Genomic DNA, 6571 nt, shown 5'->3' with positions numbered 1-6571 from the left:
GGTTCAGGACGGTGTCCATCATGCCCGGCATCGAGGCCCGCGCGCCCGAGCGCACCGAGACCAGCAGCGGATTCTCGACGTCGCCGAAGCTCTTGCCGGTCAGCTTTTCCACCGTGGCCAGGCCGGCGTTCAGCTGATCCGTCAGCTCGGCCGGGTACTGCTTGCCGTTGGCGTAGTAGTGGACGCAGGCCTCGGTGGTCACCGTGAAGCCCGGCGGCACCGGCAGGCCCAGGGACGACATCTCGGCGAGATTGGCGCCCTTGCCCCCCAGCAAGTTCTTCATCTTGGCGTCGCCGTCGGCGCCGCCTCCCCCGAACGAATAGACCCACTGCGTCTTGGTCAGCGTATCAACCGGCATTTCTGGTTCACCCTGCGATAAGTGAAAAAGCCGGCAGCCCTCTATCGGAGCTGTCCTGGCCTGGGACAACGAGCGTAAACGCCCATCCCGCACTGCAATATCCGGGCGTTCAGTAGCACCTTGTCAAAGAAGCCGTCCACCGACGGTTTGCGGTTCGCAGTCTAAACCGAAATTTCGGCAAATTCTTCCAATGACAACGTTGTCCTGTTCGAGATTTGCGCGAATATCGACGCGAGCGAACACCAAGCCGAGTCTCAAGCCGGGGTGTTGCGGCAGCCGCCGCGAAGACCGACGCCAGCCTCGCCGCGAGGCCTTAGAACAGGCTGATGGTCAGCCGCAGCGCCATCACGACCACGGTCGGCGCGTCCTGGTCGCCGCCGGCCCGGCGGATCACCTGCAGGTCGGGCTGCAGGGCGACGCGCGGCGCGACCTTGTCGGAATAGGTGATCTCGAGACTGGATTCGGCGTCGGCCGGCGGCAGGCCCGCGTCAAACGTGTTGGCGCGCTGCTTGGACGACAGCAGCCCCTGCTCCACCCCGACCGAGAACGCGCTGTCGGGACGCGAGGCGAAGACCCGCTCGACCAGCACGCCGGCCTGCCAGCCGGAGCGGAAGGGCGTGGTGTCGCCGTCCGAGACGCCCAGGCGGACGAAGCCCCGCACCGAGCGGCCGGTCGCACCGCCGTCGATGAACGGGTATTCGGCCAGGACATAGCCGCCGCGCGCCTTGCTGAGGGTCGGATCGCCGTTGACGTCCAGGTCGCGCAGGTCCGGCTGGCGCTCGGTGTAGAACCAGCCGCCGGCCGCCAGCCGCCAGCTGTCGCCGATCCCGGCTTCGGCGATCATCAGGGCGCCGTTGTCGAATTCGGTGGAGGGCCCCTTCGGGTCGCCGACCGTGCCGGCATGGGCGTTGAGCACGGCGGCCTGGGCGTAGGCCCCCTGCCCGCCCTCGATCCGGGCGCGGACCGCCAGGGCGGTGGACGGGAAGATCGACGGCCCGTTGGGTCCGGTGGCGGCGATCTCCGAGCCGATGCCGAACGGCGGCGCCAGCAGCAGGCCCGAGGCCTCGGTGGAATAGAACTCGCTGTTGAGATCGTAGAGTCCGGCCAGCACCGAGCCGTGGTCTCCGGCGAAGCGAGACTGGATCCAAAGCTCATAGAGCCGCGCCCGGGGCCGTCCGACCTCGATATTGTCGACGCCCTGCAGCGTGCCGGCCAGGTCGTTAGGGGCGCCGCCGCTGTTGTTGAGCAGGTAGCCGTGCACGCTCGCGCCGCGCCAGCCGACCAGCTTTTCCAGGTCGCCGTCGACGATCACGTCGAGATTGTCCAGGGCGCGCCCAGCGTGGGCGGTCCCGCCCCGCACCGTGCCGGCGACGTCAGCCGTATAGGTGACTTCGTGGGTCCAGGCGCTTTGCCCCGCCTCGGTTCGCGCCAAGGCGACCGATCCCGTGGCGACGCCAATTGCGAATGCCGCGCAGGAACAGATTGTCTTAGTGGAAGTCATGATCTTGCCCCGTCAACACGAGGACAAGTACCGGCGCGGCTTGAAGCACCTCTTAAAGTTTTCGGGGCGCGGCCTTTTGCCTCACTTGGGGGTTTTAGAGCCCCGACCATGAATGACGAAGGCGCCGTTAACCTCATTGCAGGAAGGTGGTCGGACCTAAACGGGGTGCAGGGGCTCGGAATGCTTCGGACGATCAACCACAAGGTGATGGGCGCGGGCGCGGCCGTCATGGTGCTGTGCACGGCCAGCGCGGGCGCGGGCCTGTGGTCCACCGCGCGCCTGGACGGCGCGTTGCGCGACGCCAACGTCTCGGCCGCCGTGCTGCGCAACCACATGGAAGCCGACATGATGCACGACGCCCTGCGCGCCGACGTCCTGTCGAGCCAACTGGCCGGTGACGCCGGTTCGGGCATCGCCATCGACGACGTGCGCAAGGATCTCGCCGAGCACGTCGCCAATTTCCGCGAAGCGATCACCGCCAACGACGCCCTGGCCACCGACCCCGCCAGCCGCGCCGCCTTGGCCGAGCTCAAGGCCCCGCTGGACGTCTACATCAAGTCCGCCGGCCAGATGGTGGATCTGGCCGGCGCCGACCGCGCCCAGGCCATCGCCGCCATGCCCGGCTTCATGAAGCAGTTCACGACGCTGGAAGGCGCGATGAGCCAGGCGTCCGACAAGATCGAGGCGGCGTCCGCCGTCGCCGCCGCCCGCGCCAACAGCGTGGCCCGGTTCTCCGAGATCCTGATGACCGCCGCCGTGGTGGCGGGCATGATCTTCGCCGGCATCCTGATCATCATGTCGCGCGCCGCCATCGTGCGGCCCGTGCTGAACCTGGCCGGCGAGATGCGTCGCCTGGCGGCCGGCCAGAACGACATCACCGTCTCGGGCGCCGGCCGCGCCGACGAGATCGGCGAGATGGCCAAGAGCGTCGAGGTTTTCCGCCAGTCGGGCATCGAGCGCGCCCGGCTCGAGGCCGAGGCCGCCGGCTTCCAGCAGGAACTGGACCGCAAGCTGCGCGACATGGAGGCCGCCTTCGAGTTGGCCGGCCGCGAGCAGCAGGCCGTCGTCGAGGTCATGGCCAAGGGCCTGTCGGGCCTGGCGGGCGGTGACCTGTCCACCCGCATCGCCGCCCAGGTGGCCAGCGACTACGCCGCCCTGAAGAACGACTTCAACGCCGCCGCCGCCGGCCTGGAGGACGCCATCCGCACGATCTCGGGCGTCGCCTCACAGATCGGTTCGGGCACCCAGGAGATCGCTTCGGCCTCCAACGACCTGTCGCGTCGCACCGAGCAGCAGGCCGCCAGCCTGGAAGAGACCGCCGCCGCCCTCGACGAGATCGCCGCCACCGTGCGCCAGACCGCCGACGGCGCCACCCGCGCCACCGCCGAGGTGGCCTCGGCCCGCACCGACGCCGAACGCTCGGGCCAGGTGGTGGGCCAGGCCGTGTCGGCGATGGGCGCGATCGAAGACTCCTCGCGCCAGATCACCCAGATCATCGGCGTCATCGACGAGATCGCCTTCCAGACCAATCTGCTGGCCTTGAACGCCGGCGTGGAAGCCGCCCGTGCGGGTGACGCAGGCCGTGGCTTCGCCGTCGTCGCCCAGGAAGTCCGGGCGCTGGCCCAGCGTTCCGCCGAGGCGGCCAAGGAGATCAAGACCCTGATCTCGACCTCGTCCCAGCAGGTGGGCGCGGGCGTGGATCTGGTCGGCCAGACCGGCGAGGCGCTGAACCGCATCGTCGACCGCGTGGCCGCCATCGACGACCTGGTCCGCCAGATCAGCTCGTCCAGCCAGGAACAGGCCTCGGGCCTGGCCGAGGTCAACACCGCCGTCAATCACATGGATCAGGTGGTTCAGCAGAACGCCGCCATGGTCGAACAAGCCACCGCCGCCACCCATTCGCTGAAGGGCGAGACCGCGCAGCTGGTCTCGCTGGTCGGCCGCTTCAAGGTCGGCGGCGAGCGTGAAGCGATGCGGATGGCCAGCTAGCCGTCGCTGCCCCATGGACTGCCCTAGGGGCAGGCTTCATATCTTGAACTCACCGGTCGCCCGTAGAGGCGAAACAGCACCGGGGAGGACATCATGGCGCCAGCAACGACCCGTCCAGGGACGAACGCGGCCGCTCGCGAGCCCCTTCACCCGACCGCCGCTCCACTGGACGCGGTCGTCGTCGGGGCCGGGTTCGGCGGGCTCTACATGGTCCATCGGCYGCGTGAAGCCGGGCTGACCGTCCAGGGGATCGAGGCGGCCGGCGACGTGGGCGGCACCTGGTGGTGGAACCGCTATCCGGGGGCCCGCTGCGACATTCCCAGCCTGCTCTATTCCTACACCTTCTCCGACGACCTGCAGGCCGACTGGCGGTGGAGCGAGAAGTACGCCACCCAGCCGGAGATCCTGGCCTACGCCCAGCACGTGGCCGACCGTTTCGACCTGCGCCCCTCCTTCCTGTTCGAGACCCGGGTGGTCTCCGCGATCTTCGACGAGGCCGCCGGCCTCTGGCGGGTGACGACCGACCGGGGCGACCAGATCGCCGCCCGGTTCTGCGTGATGGCCACCGGCTGTCTGTCGGCGCCGCGCGACTTCGACCTGCCGGGCGCCGAGACCTTCGAAGGCGAGACCTACGTCACCGGCCTGTGGCCGCACGCGCCGATCGACTTCTCCGGCAAGCGGGTGGCGGTGATCGGCACCGGCTCGTCCGCGGTCCAGTCGACGCCGCTGATCGCCGAGCAGGCCGACCAGGTCTACGTCTTCCAGCGCACGCCCAACTACAGCCTGCCGGCCCTGAACGCCCCGCTGACCGACGAGGAGGTGGCCGGGTTTCGGGCCAACTTCCCAGCCTATGTGGAGCTGCTGCGCAGCGGCCAGCCGCCCCTGCCCATCCCACCCGCCGACTATGTGCCGTCCGACGAGGAGCTGACCGCCCTGGTCGCCCAGCTGTGGAACGGATGGGGTCTGATCTCGGCCGTGCAGATCCCCAACATCGTGCGCAGCGAGCGTTGCAACCAGGCGGCCGGCGATTTCGTCCGGGCCCGGATCGCCGAAACGGTCAAGGACCCGGCCCTGGCCGAGAAGCTGACGCCGCGTGACTTTCCGATCATGACCAAGCGGGCCTGCGTCGACACCGGCTGGTACGAGACCTTCAACCGCGACAACGTCGCCCTGGTCGACCTGCGGGAGACGCCGATCACCGCGATCACCCCGACGGGCGTGCGCACGGCCGAGCGCGACTATGAGGTCGACGTGATCGTCTCCGCCCTGGGCTTCGACGCCATGACCGGCGCCCTGCTGCGCATGGACATCCGCGGCCGCGACGGCCTGAGCCTGGGCGAGGCCTGGGCCGAGGGTCCCAAGACCTATCTGGGCCTGGCCGTGGCGGGCTTCCCCAACCTGTTCACCGTCACCGGCCCGGGCAGCCCGTCGGTGCTGACCAACGTGCTGACCGCCTGCGAGCAGCACGTGGACTGGATCATGGACGCCATCACCCACGTGCGCGCCACCAACGCCTCGACCTTGGAGGCGACGGTCCAGGCCCAGGAAGACTGGGTCGCCCACGTCAACGCAGAGGCCGACAAGACCCTCTTCCCCCGGGCGGCCTCCTGGTACATGGGCGCCAACATCCCCGGGAAGCCCAGGGTGTTCATGCCCTATGTGGGCGAGGGCTATAAGATCCACTGCGACGCGGTGGCGGCGCAGGGCTACGAGGGGTTCGCCCTGAGATCCTGATCGAAGACCAAGCCTTGGACATATCGTCGCAGAACGCTGATTTTTTCTGTCTGGAAAGGTCCCTGGGTCGTAGCTGCTCGCCCCTGTTCGTGCACGAGCCGCCCTCACGATGATCGACGATCCGGCCGCGCCCCCGGCCCTCCACACCCTGATGCGCGAAGCCTTCGACACCGCGTCCGAAGGCCTGGCGGTGTTCGACGCGACGGATCGATGCGTGGCGTTGAACCAACGCTACGCCGAGCTCTGGGCGCGATGGGGCGTCGAGGCCGTCGAGGGCATGACGTTCGAAGCCCTGCTCCGGGCCGGATTGGCCGCCGGGCGCTATCCGGACGCGGGCGCTCGGCCAGAGGCCTGGCTGGCCGAACAGATCCATCGCCGCGCGACCTTGGAGCAGGTCCGCGACGAGCGGGTGGAACATGGCGAGCGCCTGCGCTTCGCCACCCGCCGCACGCCGTCGGGCGGCCGGATCACCAGCTGTTTCAGTCTGGAGCCGGCCGGTTCGACGGAACACTCCGCCCCGCCCCAGGCCTTCCTGGACACCGTGATCGAGAACGTCCCGGCCATGTTGTTCGTCAAGGACGGCGAGAGCGGCAAGTTCCTGCTCGTCAATCGAGCCGCCGAGGAGGTGCTGGGCGTGCCGCGCGAGGCGCTGCTGGGCCGCTCGGACCATGATTTCTTTCCCGCCGACCAGGCCGACTTCTTCGTCGCCAAGGACCGGGAGGTGATCGAGAGCGGCGAACTTCTGACGATCGAGGAGGAGCCGCTCGACACCCCGCACAACGGCCGGCGCTGGCTGCAGACCCGCAAGATCGCAATTTCCGGCGAGGACGGCCGCCGCCATCTGTTGGCGATCTGCGAGGACATCACCGAGCGCAAGCTGAACGCGGCGGCCCTCGACGCGGCCCTGCACCGAGCCGAGGCGGCCAGCATCGCCAAGAGCGAGTTCCTGGCCAATATGARCCACGAGATCCGCACGCCGCTCAACGGGG

The 6571-nt window shown here is 68.9% G+C and carries 5 protein-coding genes; 3 read left to right on the top strand and 2 right to left on the bottom strand.

What is annotated here, in order from left to right; translation table 11 throughout:
• Both AC1DZ6_RS16265 and AC1DZ6_RS16260 read right to left on the bottom strand, forming a co-directional pair.
• Window positions 1–358, bottom strand: a 358-nt coding sequence (locus AC1DZ6_RS16265; RefSeq protein ID WP_477098191.1) for a PEP/pyruvate-binding domain-containing protein, incomplete at its 3' end; no start/stop codon positions are given.
• A gap of 313 nt (window positions 359–671) precedes the next feature.
• A complete protein-coding gene (locus AC1DZ6_RS16260) occupies window positions 672–1790 on the bottom strand; it encodes a carbohydrate porin (RefSeq protein ID WP_477098190.1) in 1119 nt (372 codons plus the stop codon).
• A 249-nt stretch (window positions 1791–2039) separates the two neighbouring features.
• On the opposite strand from AC1DZ6_RS16260, the gene AC1DZ6_RS16255 reads away from it, so the two are divergent.
• The 3 genes from AC1DZ6_RS16255 to AC1DZ6_RS16245 all read left to right on the top strand — a co-directional run.
• Complete coding sequence (locus AC1DZ6_RS16255) at window positions 2040–3848, top strand: methyl-accepting chemotaxis protein (RefSeq protein WP_477098189.1); 1809 nt, start codon at window positions 2040–2042, stop codon at window positions 3846–3848.
• Window positions 3849–3941: 93 nt separating this feature from the next.
• Entirely contained in the window at window positions 3942–5582 is a 1641-nt protein-coding gene (locus AC1DZ6_RS16250; RefSeq protein WP_477098188.1) for a flavin-containing monooxygenase, read from the top strand.
• 109 nt (window positions 5583–5691) lie between these two features.
• On the top strand, window positions 5692–6571 hold an 880-nt coding region (locus AC1DZ6_RS16245), incomplete at its 3' end, for a PAS domain-containing protein (protein ID WP_477098187.1).

The organism is Caulobacter sp. P1_B12_2 (assembly GCF_056406675.1).
Note: the sequence above shows the minus strand (reverse complement) of the source record. Positions and strands in the feature narration are given on the sequence as shown.